Origin of the sequence: Aquamicrobium segne, from assembly GCF_042656785.1 — a bacterium.
Taxonomy (GTDB): domain Bacteria; phylum Pseudomonadota; class Alphaproteobacteria; order Rhizobiales; family Rhizobiaceae; genus Mesorhizobium; species Mesorhizobium segne.
Map to the genome: position 1 here is coordinate 1 of NZ_JBHSLL010000026.1, position 14137 is coordinate 14137.

The following is a 14137-nucleotide window of genomic DNA, read 5'->3' on the forward strand; positions in this document are numbered from 1 at the left end:
TCATGGGCTTCGTCAAACTCGCTGCAATCGCAATATGGCTCAGATAGTTAAATCGTCACCACAACCTAGCAGTGTGCGCAGTTCGTGAAGCTCCATGCCGATGGCATCTTCCATCACTTGGCGTTCATCATCGCTCATGTTTTTGATGGGTGTGGTCATGGCTTCACCGAGGCATGAGATATCAATACGGCGCAAGACACGAGGATGAACCACGCCGCTATGACCAGTGGCAGGAGTTCCGTCACGCCCATCAGCGATGTGCGCCCGACAGATAGATCAAGGAAGAACACTCCCATAGTCAGAAAGAATGCCGCCATCTTCCTCATACCAGCACCTCCCCCTGCTTGATGCTGGCATAGGTCAGCCAGTCGCGGTTGCCGCGCCGCACATTGCAGGTGTGGCAGGCCAGCGCCAGATTATCGAGATGGTTGGTGCCACCCTCACACTTGCGCCGCAGATGCTCGATGGTTACGCGACGCCTGCTTGTGCTTTGGTGGTTGCGCTCCATGGGTGCTTGCAATAGCAACACTTGCCGCGCTGTTTCGGCCATAGCAGTTTCCGCACTGCCTGCTTGCGCTTGCCCGTCATGCTGCACCTGTGGCGCAGCGGATGGCGGCAGACAGGGAGCGGAATTGACCAATGGTGACGAAGAACGGTTCGTAGGTCGTGCCTTCAAGCTCAATTTTGATCTTGAGGTCGTCGGCGCGCGTGTTTTTTAGAATCCCTTCGTTGAGCCAGCCCGTTATGGCGAAGGGTAGTGATGCCTCCAGAAGGTCCGGTGCTGCCGCGATTAGGCGGGCATTGGCGAAATTATGCGGGTGATCCCCCGGCAGTGCGATAGTCGCACCATATGGTCCGCGCACCGCCCACGTAGGCATGCGGTTGCCTTTCTCATTCGGCACCGATTCGACGGTCCATGGGGCGCCTGTATCAGGCGTACGCCCACCCACCGGCATTTCTGCGGCAATGGTCGTTGGGCCTTTCTGTGGTGTTGGGTAGGTACTCATACCGGCACCTCCACGGCACCCACCAACACCATGGCAAGGAAGATCTGGCCCATCATCAGCGATGGCCGCACGACAATGTAATTGATGGCCGGGGTCATAGCGTTGCCCTCCGCAGGATCGCCTCATTCGTCACGATGATGTTGGCGACGACGAAGCCGATTACATGCTCTGCGAACCACTCAGCGGGAAGGATGTCTTCCCGGTCGCCGCACGGCAATTCACGCTTGACCCAGACCTTGCCGCCGCTACCGAAAAGACGTTCGCAGCGGGCAAGACCTTCCCAGCCATTCTCCTCGATCAGGTAGACACCTTCGCAGATGTATTTTTCCGTTGGCACCACGACAACGCAATCGCGGTTTGGCGTCAGACCACGGACGGTTTGAGCCTGCACAGGGTGGATGCGCAATCGGCTGGAATGGAATGCTCTGGCATCCACTTCCGGGAAGAGAGCTAGCATGTTCATGCTACTGCCTCCTGATCCAGCTTTCCGGTGCAGACATGGATGGCCCAGCAGTCTTCCAGCTTTATGGTGCGCAGGCGCGGTTCAGGATCACCAAGAACGCGACCGACAAACAGCGCGTGGACCTCACTGCCCGGATTTTCTCGATATGGCATCTGCGACCACATCCGCGCTGACAGCTCCATCTCAGTTATCATCATGTAGCAGCGACCATTCCGAAGATGGACGCATACAAGGTCGCCGACATCCGGCAGGAACTGCGTGTCGATTTTCAGGGTGTCGCCGTCCTCGTACCCTTCAATGGTTTTGCCGTTGAGATTGAGAATCATTCCATAGACAGGAGGAAAGACCGGGGCGGCTGGTTCGATTGAGTGAATGGCGTTCATGGTATGGGTTGACTCCTCTTGAATTAATATCAAGTTGAGTTGTTATTGATTCAATTTGGATGGATGTCAAGCGCAATTGATAAAATCTCTAGCGCAGGCTATAAATGCACTATGATTACGCCCCAACAGATAAGAGGAGCGCGCGCCATGCTTGGCATGACGCAAGCGGAACTCGCACAGAAGGCCGGGATATCGACCACCGGGCTAAACAATATTGAGAAGGGGAACGCGGATCCAAAGGCATCTACCCTTAGATCTATCGAGTCAGCCCTCGAGTCAGCCGGCGTCGAGTTCATTGCCGAGAATGGCGGCGGCCCCGGCGTCAGGCTGCGGGATCGGCAGTAACAACGCAAACGCCAATCTGGCGGTTGCGCAGTAAGATCTGGACTATTGCAGCAAGAACAAAAAAGGCGGCCCTTGAGCCGCCTTTTCATCTTCAGACTATTGAATGGCCTCTACCACTTCACGCGGAAGCCGACATTTCCTTTCAGCGTGTAGCTATCGCCAAAGTTGTTCAGGCTGGTATTGACAAGGCCCTCGCCATAGATCGAGTATTTGTCATCATTCCAATTATAGGAGCCGCCAACACCAAGGCCGCCCCACAGGCGCTCCTGCTTCTGGCTAAACTGCGTATTGGCGACATTGACCCGCGTGCCTTCGCTGAAGCCATAATAAAGATTGGCGATGCCATAGACATGCGCACGATCCGTCATGCCGGCAGCATTTTGCCAGGAAGATTCATGATCGAGCGACAGCCCAAGCCGGCCTTCAAATCTGCTGCCCCGGTCGAGACTGATATGGGTGTTCCAGACATCGCGGAAGCTGTCAAAATCGACATTGGAATAGGTCAGTTGCGCCTGTGGCGTCAGCGACCATTCCGGCGTGATGGCAAAACGCTTGCCGGTCTCAAGCGACAGCGCATAACCAAAGCCCTTATTGCCGGAAACAAGGCCGGTATGGGCAAGGGTCGAGGCAAGGTCTGAATCATACCATGTCACCTGCCCCTGGCCATCGACATAAAAGCCTTCATTGCCATACCAGGTGAGGCTGCCGCCAAAGCCATAGCCATCGGTGGAAATCGTGCCATCGCCGTAGATTGAGCGAACATTGGTCTTGCCATGCGTGTAATGGGCAAACACGCCGCCAATCAGCGTACCGCTTTCAGCTTCAGACAAGGCCATATCAACGCCAGCCTGCATCTTGAAGACATTCTGGCTGTAGTCAGTGCCCGAGCTTGAGAATTTCGGATCTACCTTGTTATGGGCGCCTTCAATGCGGCCCCAGACGCCATTGCCATCAGCATAGGTGCCAGCTTCTTCTGCCGGGGCATAACCCCCAATGGTGTCAGCGCCTTGCGCGATAACGCGGTTGCCATCGCCGGACCAGAAGCGGTTGCCAACCCGCTGCTGCAACGTATTGAGACCATTTAGGCCAAGCAGCGACTGCGCATAGCTTTCATAGACAGGCACACCTGGCTGATAGAGCGGGGTTTCCGGGTCGGTCGGGATCAGCGATGAGCGCAGATACCAATGCCCGTCATCCAGGTCAGATGCTGCCCCCTGATAGAGCCTGTAGGCATAAGCGCCGCCAACCACGGCCTGATCGCCTTCAAACACATAATCCCCCAGCAGCGAGAAGGTAGCAGCAGATAACCCGTTAACATCAATGATCTTGATGCCGTCATCAGTTTGGGCGCCCAAGCCGCCAGCGTTGAAGACCTGAACGAGGCCATTACCTGCTGTATTTCCGTTGATCTGTAGAAAATCTTTTTCTGATAAATCATCACCCAGCGCGACATCCATTTCTATGACAGATGAGGCCCCTGCCGAGTAGCTTCCATTAACAGTGAAAATGTCACCGGCAAACGAATTCTCCAACCCAACACGCCCGGAGCTATTAGAAATGTTTCCTGTTGCAATAAACGAGGCGGGCGTAATCCCGGTGCCTCCAGCATCCAGCAACGCCCCGTCACTGAGGTTCAAAGTTGTAAAAAAGGTTTCAAGTTGGTTGCCGCGCGCCGCCAGCTTCCAAAGCGCTCCGCTATCCAGATCAATGTCAAGGCGTGAATTGCTTGTTCCATGAGTGGTTAGACCAATCAGCTGTGCCTTGTCAGAGGCTTTGAGAACCGCAGATGTTGCTCGATTTCCCCATGCAGATGAGTTCTGAACCTCCATCAACCAACCATTATTGGCCGCCGTTGCAATGGTTTCATTCCCTCGTAGAGCAAGCATAGCATTGGTTTGGCCTGCATCGATCCTGAACAGAGAACTGCTTGTAGAGGTTGTTTCAAATATAGTGTTATTGAAATGTGCTGAAATGTTGTCTGATGCTGATCGCAGAGGAATAAAAAACAGACCCTCATCGTTTGCGAAATGAACAGCGGTACCAGCCGAACGAACCTCTCCACTGCTGCCAGAAAAACCTGCATCTATCAAGGTGTTATCACCCATTAGATGAATAGATGAGGTATTGTTAGCATTTGTCGTATCAATTTTCATATGACCATAACTGTAGAGTTGAGCGCTTCCAGTAAGAACAGATCGCTCTTTACCCAGTTTTATAGCATGAGATAAATCTCCTTTCGTTGTGATATTGCTATCATTCAAATGAACCTGACTATCGCCACCTGATATATATATTCCAGGGCTGTAATATCCGGAAGTCGAAATTACTGTGTTTCCAGCTACGCTTAGATAACCGGAGGTTCCAATTTCTCCGGAAGAGCTGACATATTGCCCTGCTCGAATGCCAGCAGCGACTGCACTGCGTTGTGTGGAAGCTGAGTTGTCGATATTTATATTGATATTATCAAGGTATATTTTTGAAAATTCTACAGTGGGATCAAGTATATTTGGAATGCTATTATATTGTCCGGTGCCAACAACGATTCCATATCCAACGCTATTAGATGAGTTGTTTAATGCAATATCTATCTCGACGTCCTTGCCGACAAGGGTGGCGCCATTATCTACATGTATCCCTATTTTTTCAGTATCTATTCTATTTGCAGTGAGATCAAGAAATATATTGTTAGCAAGCAATGAGGCCCCTTGGGTGGGCGACCCCGGCAGCACACCGGTGACGTGTATCCCAAGAAATCGATTTCCATATGGAACATAGACGATGTTAGCATCATCCGTCAGTGTCAGAGTCGCGTTTTCGACTCCCATATAATACCATGCCCCTCTGGTCGTGGCTTGGGTGGGGTCACCCACGGGACCAACTGTCATCATGCAGTTAGAGCCTGCAGTTGCGCGGATCACCTCTCTTGGCGGACTAGGATCGTCAATGGTTTTCTGGCAAGCAGCGTAAGCCTCGTATGGAGTAATGCCGGTAGCGACGGCGAGAAAAGTTGAAGATAAGAATATTTTGTATCCTTTTCTTCTGCCACCCTTGGATGTTGGCAGTGTCGGGGAATTATGATGCTTTGCTCTACATGTGTTCACTGGGCGCTCCAAGGTTGCAATTCGTCACCTCCACACGATCCATATAACACTCAGGGGTTGCGCATTCTACATCAATTCAACTTTTTAGTGTATTTAAATTTTAAGTGTGCTAAAAAAATAACAATGGAGAAAGGCGGCACTCGGCCTTCAGGTCAGCCAAATCTAGCGCCATTTGAAAACTCCAGTTAGAAAAAATCTCACGCGTTTGCCCCCACGGTACCCAGCGAGCCGCGAAAAGTTGGCTCATACCCCCGCCCAGACGCAAAGCCCTGCGTCCTGGCCGTGTGTCTGGAATGGCAAGAGTGGCAAAATGGCCGTAAATTGGCCCAAACAAGCCTTAAATCAGACCGTTCACGGATGGATTGAATGTGGTCAACGTCCGTGGTGGGTTTCCCGCAGCCTTCGGTGCTGCATGTGAGGAAAGCCAGCAAGAATGACTGGCGCAGCTTGCGCCACGCTCGATCGTAGCCGCGCTTGCTGGTTGATAAGCGCGCCCGGTCTCAACCGGGTCGGTGCTCTCAACCGGCATGGGGTTAGCCACCACCGCCACCCATCGGATAGCGCGTTCGACAGCGCTATCTTCTGGCTCGGACAGGAGCGTGCGTCGGGAAAGCGAGCGGTAACCACGCGCGTCCAGCGCGCGCGCGTGGACCGGCATAGGTCAGTTGATTGCGCACCAGCGGCATCACGATGAACGACATGGCGCGAAGCTGCTTCAGCGGACCGCCGCGCATGCCCACACCGCGCACCTGCAATGCCTCCTTCAAGGCGCGGCCTTCGGCAGCAACGGTTTCAGCCATCGCCAGTGGGGCTGTCATCAGAAACGACAAGGCAGAAGGCACGCCTTTCGCTTCCAGCGCATCCGCCAGGTCGGCCAACCGCGTGGTCATCACGATTACAAGCCCGACCGCCAACGCCAGAAAAAGCCGCGCAAAGATCAGCGATGCGCGCGCCACTCCGTCCGGATAGATTTCCAGGGGGCCGACCGCCAATGCGGTGCCGGATGGCAGAAGCACCCCGTGGACTGCGAAAAGGCCTACGCCGATAGGCAGAAGCACCAGCAGCAAGCGGCGCGCCATCGAAACGCCTATGCCCGCACCGGCGCCCGCCGCCCAGACGGCGCAACCCGCCACGGCGAGCAGCCAGGCGGGAGCGACCACGAGGAAGGCGAGTGCCGGGAGCAGCAAAACCAGCTTCGTGACCGGATTCGCCCTGTATAGAACGCCCCGCCCGCTCTGATACAGCAAGGCTTTAGCGGCGGCTGTAGGAGAGGAAGGGCCAGTCTGCCACGACCCGCAGGGGCAGACCGCGCACTACCCCCCAGGCCAGCAACGCAGTGACGATCTTGTCTGCAAGGTTGGAGGTGATCACCGTCACCAGCACTGAACTGAAAAGATCGCGCCCCGTCTGGAGAAGCCATCCGGTAAGCAGGTCCGCGCCGCTGCCAGTAACGCCGCCAAACATCCAGACACGGATCGGCACGGCCACGAAAGAGAGCACGATCGCGATGATGAGGCCAGAGATCGCTGCATGGACAGGCGTGCGGAACATGCCAGCGCGTGCCAGCAAGCCTGCCGCCAGGCCGATGACGGGGCGGCCACCGGAGCGAAGGCGGCTGCGGTGGGCGAAGATATCAGCCCCCAAAGCAGGTTGGTGACGAGGCCCGTTACCAGCCCGGCCAGCGGCCCGGCCATGATGGCGACGATCATCGTCCCAAGTGAATCCAGAAAGATCGGCAGTTTTACCGCCTGCGCGATCTGTCCCAGCCCCATGTTCACTGCGATCCCGATCGCAATGAGCACCAGCACACGCGTCGATAGCCATCCGCCCGTTCTGCTCATGCTCTGATTCATCGCTCGCCCCCCTATTTGTTCTTGATGACGAGTTCCTCATATCCGGACGCCTTGCAAGGCTCCCGTGTGAAAATCAATTCCGGAAGGTCGAGCAGCACGATTTCGGCAGTTGTATAAACCGCAGATCCCGGCAACAGATGGCCGCCCCATGCCTTGCCATCTCCATCCGTGATCGTGATGTGGACGTGCTCGCCAATCCGGTCAATCGTGCCCACAAGCGATGTAATTTCAAAATGCCCCTCGTAGAGCGTGCCTTCATGTCTGTTGGCATGACGGATGACGACCCGCGTCAGGCTCCCCACTCAGGTCACAATTGCGCTGGCGTCGCTATTAAGGCCGATGAATGCAGCGCGCAGGCCGGCCAGCAGATCCTCGCCGGGCTTTAGCCGGAATGTAAAAAACGATCCGGAGGACCGCAGTTGTTCCCTGTTTGCCGTCTCCACCATGTCGTATCCCGCTGATCCGGTTCATTTCCGTATCAGTCATCAAGGCTGAACTTGCTCTTAGAGCATGCCTGATGTGGCCAATAGATCAAGTATATGAATACTCTTTGCCAATTATATTCACGCCAGGCTTGCCGCGAATGACGCTGCGTCTTTCTTGGGTGTCATAGCCTTTTGGAACGCCTCCAGCCCGGTGGGAGCGAGTTAGAGCATCAATCGCCTTGAAGGCAAACAGTTCGCGTCTGGCTGAGCTCATATCAATACCTCGCATATTCTTGACGCCTTTACGCGTGAGGCGTAGTCCTCAACGCCTCTCCGTATAAAATATCCTCTCCGCATAAAACGGCATTTTGACGATGGAAATTTTTACTGCATCCGGATTTACAGCCCTTCTTCAAGTCATTTTCATCGATCTCGTTCTAGCTGGTGACAATGCAATCGTCATTGGTCTGGCGGCCGCGGGTCTTCCTGCCGGGCAGCGCAGGAAAGCCATTCTGATTGGCGTTCTGGCGGCAACCCTGCTGCGCATCATTTTTGCGCTGATTGCCGTTCAATTGCTTGCCATTCCTGGCCTGCTGCTGATTGGCGGTCTCCTGCTCTTGTGGGTTTCCTGGAAAATGTGGCAGGAACTGCGCGTTCCTGATCACGATCGTGATGGCGATGCTTTAGCCCATGACCAGGCAAAAGAAGCAGGGCCAGAGACAAGAACAGGGCCGCGCAAATCCCTGGCGCAGGCTGCAACCCAGATCATTATTGCCGATGTCTCCATGTCTTTGGACAACGTGCTTGCCGTTGCCGGTGCTGCACGTGACCATCTGACAGTACTGGTTATTGGCCTGATCTTTTCAGTTGCCTTGATGGGATTGGCCGCATCCTTCATTGCAAGGCTTCTGCATCGCTATCGCTGGATTGCCTATGTCGGCCTGCTCGTCATTTTGTATGTTGCACTCAACATGATCTATCGGGGCGCAACGGAAATCTGGCCTTATATATCTGGCGTTGCCGTTTGATTTTAATATGAAAAATGACGCCACTAGAGCATTTTGCAGCCAGATGGAATCATCTGACGTCGCAACAATGCTGTGAATGCTCCACCGCCTAAAGGCGGTGGCTTCAGGTTACGGCTCAAAGCCGGATTGGTCCGCCTACGGGCGGACTGGGCGCCCGTTCAGGTAACGTTGAAATTGTCGTCAGGCTCGGGCGGCGTCTGGTTTTTGATGTATTCAACCCACATCTCATCCGTCACATTGCCGCTCGTGGCAACCCAATAACCTCGCGCCCACAAATGCTGGCCCCAATAGCGCTTACGCAATATCCCGAACTCGCTCAGCAACTTATGCGAACTGCGGCCCTTCAGGTGCTGCACTGCGCGCGATACCGACAGGCTCGGCGGGGTCGACACCAGCATATGCACGTGGTCCCGATTGATCGATCCGGCGTGCACAACCATCTCATGGGCACGCGCCGTCTTCCGCAGTAACTCACGGCAGCGCGTACCAACATCCTCACCAAGCACCGCGTAACGGTACTTCGTTACCCAGATCAGATGGTATTTGCAGTCCCAAACCGTGTGGCTGCCACGTTTGTATGCTTCCATCCAGACAATCTACACAAAAAATGGCACCATCCCAGCCGCCTAAAGGCGTGGGGTTTACAGATCCCCTATCGGGGACTCTAAAAAAGAAGCTGGAGCAGCGGAAGCTGCGTTCGTCAGAACGCCCGTTGCTCTAGCGCCCTTTTATCTCACAAGAAATGCTCTATTGCGGCAGTTGATCATCAATACCCTTGACATAGAAATTCATGCCAAGAAGGGTCTGGTCATCGGCAACCTCGCCCTCTTTCAGCCATTCCGAGCCGTCCTGGCGGGCAATCGGCCCTGTATAAGGGTTCCAGCCGCCCTTGATTTTCTCAACAGTAGCTTCGGCTTCCCTGGCAACCTCATCGGGCATATTGGTATAGGGTGCCATATAGATGATGTTGTCCTTAAAGCCTTCCCACAGGCTTTCAGCCTCCCAACTGCCATCCATGGCGGCCTGAACACGGCTGACATAATAAGGGCCCCAATTGTTCACCACAGCGGTCAATTGCGCTTCCGGTGCGAATTTGATCATGTCAGCTGCCTGCCCAAAACCATGCAGGCCGCGCTCTTGTGCAATTTGCAGCGGTGCGGTCGAATCGGTGTGCTGAACAATGATGTCTGCACCCTGATCAAACAGCGCCTTGGCAGCATCAGCTTCCTTGCCCGGATCAAACCAGGAATTGATCCAGACGATTTTCAGCTTGAAATCCGGGTTCACCGATTGTGCGCCAAGCATGAAGGAATTGATGCCCATCACCACTTCGGGAATGGGGAACGAGACGATGTAACCGGCAACACCTGCCTTTGAGGTTTTGGCGGCAATCTGACCGCTGACATAACGGCCTTCATAGAAGCGGATGTTGTAGACACCCATATTTTCGGAAGTTTTAAAGCCGGTTGCGTGTTCAAATTTCACATCCGGGAATTTGCTGGCCACTTCCAATTCAGCATCCATGAAGCCAAAGGAGGTGCCAAAGATGATCTTGCAGCCGTCACGCGCCATGCGTTCAAAAGAACGGGCCGCATCCGGTCCTTCGGAGACATTTTCAAGATAGGCCGTCTCGACCTTGTCACCAAACGCCTTTTCAACTTCAAGCCGTCCCTGATCATGCTGGAACGAGAAGCCGAAATCACCAATTGAGCCAACATAGACCCAGCAGGCCTTGAATTTATCCTGCGCCTGTACAGGTGCGCTCAGCGCCAGCGCTGCCGCAGTGGCCAACAGGCCGATCAATCGTTTTTTCATCTTGTCCTCCATCCGGGGTTTCATCGCTCCGGTCTTCTATCGTTCCGGTACGAAAGGTTGAGCCAGGGAAGCTGGCGTATTCATCATGGTGAGCCGCTTGTTTCGTGAAATCAATACAAGCACGATTATGGTCGCAAGATAGGGTAGCGACGACAAAAATTGAGAAGGCAGCGATTTGATCAGCACAATCGGCTGATAGATCAGCCATGAGGAATTGGCAAAACTTGCCAGATCAATAGCCTGTACATGCAATTGGCCAATCCAGATGGCCCCGAAAATATAAGCTCCGGCCAGAACCCGCCATGGCCGCCATGAGGAAAACACCACCAGCGCCAGCGCAATCCAGCCACGTCCGGCGCTCATATTTTCCACCCATTGCGGCGTGTAAACCAGCGACAGATGCGCACCGGCAAGCCCCGCACAGGCCCCGCCGAACATGACTGCCAGATAGCGATAACGGATAACGCTGATTCCCAGCGCATGGGCAGATACATGGCTGTCGCCGATGGCGCGCATGGTCAGCCCGGCCCGGCTTTTGAATAAAAACCATGAAACCGCCGCCACCAGAATAATGGAAAGATAAAAGATCGGATCCTGCCCGAAAAACAAACGGCCAACCACAGGCAAGGATGTCAGGCCCGCAATGTCCAGATTGGGCAGGCGCTGCCCCGGCAAGCCGACAAAACCGGTGCCAAGCATACCCGACAGCCCAAGCCCCAAAATGGTCAGCGACAGGCCGGTTGCCACCTGGTTGGTGGCAAGTGTCAAGGTCATGAAGGCAAACAGAAGCGAAAACAAAACACCAATGATAACGGCGGCAATAACACCGATCCAGGGCGATCCGGTCAGGTAACCGGCCCCGAACCCACCAACCGCACCCATGATCATCATGCCCTCGACCCCGAGATTGAGAACACCAGCGCGTTCCGCCACAAGTTCACCAATGGCGGCAATCAGCAAAGGGGTTGCAGCCGTGGCAATGGTCAAAAGGATGCTGACCCATATCTCCATTACTGCACTCCCTCCCCGGCTGCCGCACCATCAGGGGTAGCAGCTTTTTTGACCAGACGGATACGGTAGTGGATGAGCGTGTCGCAGCCCAGCACAAAAAACAGCAACATGCCCTGAAACACGCGCGCCAGCTTGTCGGAAACGCCAAGCGAGGATTGCGCCGCCTCACCGCCAAGATAGGTCAGGCCCAGCACCAGGCCCGCAGCAATGATGCCCAGCGGATTGAGACGGCCAAGAAAGGCGACAATAATGGCGGCAAAGCCATAACCGGGAGAGATCGCAGGCTGAAGCCTGCCAATAGCCCCCGACACTTCCGAGATACCGGCAAGGCCCGCCAGCGCACCAGACAGCATGAAGGCAAAAAACACCATGCGGCTGACGCTGAAACCGGCAAAGCGCCCTGCCCTTGAGCTGGAACCCAGAACGCGCACCTCAAAGCCCTTGAGCATACGGCTCATCATCAGCCATACCAAAACAGCAGCAATGATAGAGAGAATAAAGCCGAAATTGGCACGGCCCGAATCAAGCAGTTCAGGCAGGCGCGCCGTTGCGCCAAACCGCACTGTTTGTGGGAAATTATAGCCCATCGGATCGCGCCATGGCCCGCGCACAACCCAGTCGAGAAAAAGCTGGGCCACATAAACCAGCATGAGGCTGGTCAGGATTTCATTCGTGTTGAAACGGGTTTTCAAAAATGCGGGAATGCAGGCATAGGCGGCTCCGCCCATCATGCCCATCAAAAGCATGAGTGGCAGAAGATAGGCCCCTTGAAGATCAGGATAAAGAACCGGCAAAATGGAACCGGCGACAGCCCCCATCGTAAATTGCCCTTCAGCCCCGATATTCCAGATATTGGCGCGAAAACAGACGGCCAACCCCACCCCAACCATGATCAGCGGGGCGGCCTTGATGGCCAGTTCGTGCAGTTGCCAGACTTCAGTGAGCGGCGAGACAAAATAGGCATAAAGCGCCCTGGCCGGATTAACCCCCAGCATGGCAAACATGATGGCGCCGGCAATCACCGTCAGCACAAAGGCAATGAAGGGCGACAGCATTGAAAACAGGGCAGAGCGCTGCGGGCGTTTGACAAGCTCAAGGCGCAGCATCACGCAATCTCCGCAGCTATTGGCGCAGGTGCAGCCTGTGGCTGCCCCGGTTCGGCACCGCCCATCAGCAGGCCAATTTTTTCATAAGAAACCTCAGCAATAGGAATTGCGGCTGATAGTTCACCATTATGCATCACGGCAATCGCATCTGAAATCTCAAACAACTCATCAAGGTCCTGGCTGATAACCAGAACAGCCGAGCCATTGCGGGCAAGCTCGATCAGTGCCTGCCTGATATGGGCGGCAGCCCCCGCATCAACACCCCATGTCGGCTGATTGACGATCATGACCGCCGGTTTGCGATCCAGTTCACGCCCGACAATAAATTTTTGCAGATTTCCGCCTGAAAGGGCTGCGGCTTCCGGGTCGGTTGCACTTTTGCGCACATCCATCATCTCAACAATGCGCTGTGCAGCACTTTGAATGGCATGTGTCCTGATCATGCCCGCCTTGCTGACAAAGGCCTTGCCATCGGTGGCATGGCGTGAAAGCAGCAGATTTTCCGAAAGCTTCATGCCAGGTGCTGCACCATGGCCCAGCCGCTCTTCAGGCACGAAGGCCGCTCCCAGCAGGCGACGCCCGGTAATGTCGAGATTGCCGACTTCTTTATCGCGGATGCGAATGGCAGCCCTGTTCTGTTGCAAAACCTCACCGGATACGGCTTCAAAGAACTCGCTCTGCCCATTGCCCGCAACCCCGGCAATGCCAACAACCTCGCCTGCCCGCACAACAAGATTGATGTTTTTCAAGGCAATGGAAAATGGCGTGGCCGCCTTGCGGTCAAGTTTGACAATCTCAAGCAGGGGTTTTGCATCCGCCATGCCGACAGCCGGAGGCCGCTCGACACTGCGCACTTCAGAGCCAACCATCATGCGCGCAAGCGACGCGGCTGTTTCCTCGCGCGGGTTGCAGTGCCCCACAACCTTGCCGTGGCGAAGCACCGTTGCCCGGTCACAGATACGTTTTACCTCTTCCAGCCGATGCGAAATATAAAGGATCGACTTGCCTTCTGCACGCAGCCGTTCCAGCGTCTCAAAAAGCTTGTCAGCCTCTTGCGGGGTCAGCACCGATGTCGGCTCGTCGAGGATGACAAGCTCAGGTGTTTGCAACAGACAGCGAATGATTTCGATGCGCTGGCGCTCACCAACGGAAAGGTCACCCACCAGCGCATTGGGATCGAGCGGCAGACCATAGCTGTAAGAAAGGGCGCGGGCCTTGGCGGCAATCGTGCCGATCGGTGCACCGTCATCAAGCGACAAGGCGATATTTTCGGCGGCAGTCAGCGCTTCAAACAGTGAAAAATGCTGAAACACCATGCCAATGCCAAGCTTTCTGGCATGGCCGGGGCTGGTGATGCGAACCGGCTGGCCATTCCAGAAAATTCCACCCGAATGCGGCTCGAGCGCACCAAACAGCATCTTGACCAGCGTGGATTTTCCAGCGCCGTTTTCGCCCAGCAGAGCGTGAGTTTCACCCTTGGCAATCCGCAGGTTGATTGCATCACAAGCTTTGAGAGAGCCGAATATCTTGGTCAGACCACGAACCTCAAGCAGGCTCACGGCACCTTCATCTGAACCCACAGTGCCTCCCATCTGTTGCC

At 54.9% G+C, this 14137-nt stretch carries 17 protein-coding genes; 2 read left to right on the top strand and 15 right to left on the bottom strand.

The genetic code is table 11. From position 1 onward, the window contains the following. Positions 1-322: 322 nt before the first annotated feature. The 4 genes from ACFPLB_RS10050 to ACFPLB_RS10065 form a co-directional block, all read right to left on the bottom strand. Positions 323-550, bottom strand: a complete 228-nt coding sequence (locus ACFPLB_RS10050) for an HNH endonuclease (RefSeq protein ID WP_378229229.1) — start codon at positions 548-550, stop codon at positions 323-325. Positions 551-584: 34 nt separating this feature from the next. Next, positions 585-1007, bottom strand: coding sequence for a hypothetical protein (locus ACFPLB_RS10055; protein WP_378229230.1), 423 nt, complete (start codon positions 1005-1007; stop codon positions 585-587). A gap of 94 nt (positions 1008-1101) precedes the next feature. Further along, complete coding sequence (locus ACFPLB_RS10060) at positions 1102-1470, bottom strand: hypothetical protein (RefSeq protein WP_378229231.1); 369 nt, start codon at positions 1468-1470, stop codon at positions 1102-1104. Next, the gene (locus ACFPLB_RS10065; protein WP_378229232.1) at positions 1467-1853 is read right to left on the bottom strand and encodes a hypothetical protein; all 387 of its coding nucleotides are present in this window, start codon (positions 1851-1853) and stop codon (positions 1467-1469) included. The genes ACFPLB_RS10060 and ACFPLB_RS10065 overlap by 4 nt, the downstream gene beginning before the upstream one ends. A gap of 111 nt (positions 1854-1964) precedes the next feature. On the opposite strand from ACFPLB_RS10065, the gene ACFPLB_RS10070 reads away from it, so the two are divergent. Next, positions 1965-2198, top strand: coding sequence for a helix-turn-helix domain-containing protein (locus tag ACFPLB_RS10070; protein ID WP_378229233.1), 234 nt, complete (start codon positions 1965-1967; stop codon positions 2196-2198). 110 nt (positions 2199-2308) lie between these two features. On the opposite strand, the gene ACFPLB_RS10075 is transcribed toward ACFPLB_RS10070, so the two are convergent. From ACFPLB_RS10075 to ACFPLB_RS10100, 6 genes are all read right to left on the bottom strand, one after another. Beyond that, the gene (locus tag ACFPLB_RS10075; protein WP_378229234.1) at positions 2309-5086 is read right to left on the bottom strand and encodes an autotransporter family protein; all 2778 of its coding nucleotides are present in this window, start codon (positions 5084-5086) and stop codon (positions 2309-2311) included. A 410-nt stretch (positions 5087-5496) separates the two neighbouring features. Then, the gene (locus ACFPLB_RS10080; RefSeq protein WP_378229235.1) at positions 5497-5730 is read right to left on the bottom strand and encodes an HNH endonuclease; all 234 of its coding nucleotides are present in this window, start codon (positions 5728-5730) and stop codon (positions 5497-5499) included. A gap of 144 nt (positions 5731-5874) precedes the next feature. Continuing rightward, the gene (locus ACFPLB_RS10085; protein WP_378229236.1) at positions 5875-6546 is read right to left on the bottom strand and encodes an energy-coupling factor transporter transmembrane component T family protein; all 672 of its coding nucleotides are present in this window, start codon (positions 6544-6546) and stop codon (positions 5875-5877) included. Positions 6547-6550: 4 nt separating this feature from the next. Then, on the bottom strand, positions 6551-7123 hold the full coding sequence (locus ACFPLB_RS10090) for a hypothetical protein (protein ID WP_378229237.1): 573 nt from the start codon (positions 7121-7123) through the stop codon (positions 6551-6553). Positions 7124-7163: 40 nt separating this feature from the next. Continuing rightward, complete coding sequence (locus tag ACFPLB_RS10095) at positions 7164-7454, bottom strand: PPC domain-containing DNA-binding protein (RefSeq protein ID WP_378229238.1); 291 nt, start codon at positions 7452-7454, stop codon at positions 7164-7166. Beyond that, entirely contained in the window at positions 7455-7598 is a 144-nt protein-coding gene (locus ACFPLB_RS10100; protein ID WP_378229239.1) for a hypothetical protein, read from the bottom strand. 353 nt (positions 7599-7951) lie between these two features. Here ACFPLB_RS10100 and ACFPLB_RS10105 point away from each other — a divergent pair, with 353 nt between their 5' ends. Next, positions 7952-8605, top strand: coding sequence for a TerC family protein (locus ACFPLB_RS10105; protein WP_378229240.1), 654 nt, complete (start codon positions 7952-7954; stop codon positions 8603-8605). A 158-nt stretch (positions 8606-8763) separates the two neighbouring features. On the opposite strand, the gene tnpA is transcribed toward ACFPLB_RS10105, so the two are convergent. The 5 genes from tnpA to ACFPLB_RS10130 form a co-directional block, all read right to left on the bottom strand. Next, a complete protein-coding gene (tnpA, locus tag ACFPLB_RS10110; protein WP_378229241.1) occupies positions 8764-9192 on the bottom strand; it encodes an IS200/IS605 family transposase in 429 nt (142 codons plus the stop codon). A 160-nt stretch (positions 9193-9352) separates the two neighbouring features. Beyond that, positions 9353-10420: a BMP family ABC transporter substrate-binding protein gene (locus tag ACFPLB_RS10115; RefSeq protein WP_378229242.1), complete on the bottom strand. Its 1068-nt coding sequence runs from the start codon at positions 10418-10420 to the stop codon at positions 9353-9355. A 36-nt stretch (positions 10421-10456) separates the two neighbouring features. After that, positions 10457-11431: an ABC transporter permease gene (locus ACFPLB_RS10120; RefSeq protein WP_378229243.1), complete on the bottom strand. Its 975-nt coding sequence runs from the start codon at positions 11429-11431 to the stop codon at positions 10457-10459. Continuing rightward, on the bottom strand, positions 11431-12537 hold the full coding sequence (locus tag ACFPLB_RS10125; RefSeq protein ID WP_378229244.1) for an ABC transporter permease: 1107 nt from the start codon (positions 12535-12537) through the stop codon (positions 11431-11433). Before ACFPLB_RS10125 ends, ACFPLB_RS10120 begins: the two co-directional genes overlap by 1 nt. Beyond that, positions 12537-14129, bottom strand: a complete 1593-nt coding sequence (locus ACFPLB_RS10130) for an ABC transporter ATP-binding protein (protein WP_378229245.1) — start codon at positions 14127-14129, stop codon at positions 12537-12539. Before ACFPLB_RS10130 ends, ACFPLB_RS10125 begins: the two co-directional genes overlap by 1 nt. Positions 14130-14137: the final 8 nt, after the last annotated feature.

Excerpts from the sequence above, each read along its gene's own strand:
- ACFPLB_RS10050 (WP_378229229.1), bottom strand. The coding sequence starts at position 550 with ATGGCCGAAACAGCGCGGCAAGTGTTGCTATTGCAAGCACCCATGGAG.
- ACFPLB_RS10055 (WP_378229230.1), bottom strand. The coding sequence starts at position 1,007 with ATGAGTACCTACCCAACACCACAGAAAGGCCCAACGACCATTGCCGCA.
- ACFPLB_RS10060 (WP_378229231.1), bottom strand. The coding sequence starts at position 1,470 with ATGAACATGCTAGCTCTCTTCCCGGAAGTGGATGCCAGAGCATTCCAT.
- ACFPLB_RS10065 (WP_378229232.1), bottom strand. The coding sequence starts at position 1,853 with ATGAACGCCATTCACTCAATCGAACCAGCCGCCCCGGTCTTTCCTCCT.
- ACFPLB_RS10070 (WP_378229233.1), top strand. The coding sequence starts at position 1,965 with ATGATTACGCCCCAACAGATAAGAGGAGCGCGCGCCATGCTTGGCATG.
- ACFPLB_RS10075 (WP_378229234.1), bottom strand. The coding sequence starts at position 5,086 with ATGATGACAGTTGGTCCCGTGGGTGACCCCACCCAAGCCACGACCAGA.
- ACFPLB_RS10090 (WP_378229237.1), bottom strand. The coding sequence starts at position 7,123 with ATGGCTATCGACGCGTGTGCTGGTGCTCATTGCGATCGGGATCGCAGT.
- ACFPLB_RS10100 (WP_378229239.1), bottom strand. The coding sequence starts at position 7,598 with ATGGTGGAGACGGCAAACAGGGAACAACTGCGGTCCTCCGGATCGTTT.
- ACFPLB_RS10105 (WP_378229240.1), top strand. The coding sequence starts at position 7,952 with ATGGAAATTTTTACTGCATCCGGATTTACAGCCCTTCTTCAAGTCATT.
- tnpA (WP_378229241.1), bottom strand. The coding sequence starts at position 9,192 with ATGGAAGCATACAAACGTGGCAGCCACACGGTTTGGGACTGCAAATAC.
- ACFPLB_RS10115 (WP_378229242.1), bottom strand. The coding sequence starts at position 10,420 with ATGAAAAAACGATTGATCGGCCTGTTGGCCACTGCGGCAGCGCTGGCG.
- ACFPLB_RS10120 (WP_378229243.1), bottom strand. The coding sequence starts at position 11,431 with ATGGAGATATGGGTCAGCATCCTTTTGACCATTGCCACGGCTGCAACC.
- ACFPLB_RS10125 (WP_378229244.1), bottom strand. The coding sequence starts at position 12,537 with ATGCTGCGCCTTGAGCTTGTCAAACGCCCGCAGCGCTCTGCCCTGTTT.
- ACFPLB_RS10130 (WP_378229245.1), bottom strand. The coding sequence starts at position 14,129 with ATGGGAGGCACTGTGGGTTCAGATGAAGGTGCCGTGAGCCTGCTTGAG.